1 protein-coding gene is annotated in these 397 nt (G+C 73.6%); it reads right to left on the bottom strand.

All coding sequences use genetic code 11. The annotated features are described in order from the left end of the window. Positions 1–149 precede the first annotated feature (149 nt). A partial coding sequence (locus CCN44_RS44810; RefSeq protein WP_208639938.1) for a hypothetical protein occupies positions 150–397 on the bottom strand: 248 nt, incomplete at its 5' end.

Raw genomic sequence — 397 nt, 5'->3', positions numbered from 1 at the left:
GGGGCGGAAGGCGGTGCGCGGGTAGCCACTCCGGCGCGAGGCCCGGTGCCGCGCGGACGTGACCTCCCTGAGGTCACCCACACCGGGCGGAGCATGCCTACCCCCGGCAGGGGCCGGGATCAGCTTGCGGGTTCAGAATGCCACGGCCGTCAAGCCGGGCTGCGCCAGTTGGGTCCGCGGAGTGCGGGCGGGACGCTGCTCGTCGGCTGCGCGGTCCACAACCGCATGTACGCGGCCAGGTTGACGCCGGCCGGTTCCGGGCGCGGCGGTGCAGGCGGCGGTACGGGCTGGTCGAGGCTGGCGAGGATCTCGTCGGTGAGGCCGTGCGCGTAGGCGAGGTCGAGCAGCTCGGGGCACTCGTTCAGGTTGTCGACGTTGGCGAGGTCGGCGTACCCGT

This window comes from Streptomyces tricolor, assembly GCF_002155905.1.
Lineage (GTDB): Bacteria > Actinomycetota > Actinomycetes > Streptomycetales > Streptomycetaceae > Streptomyces > Streptomyces tricolor.
Note: the sequence above shows the minus strand (reverse complement) of the source record. Positions and strands in the feature narration are given on the sequence as shown.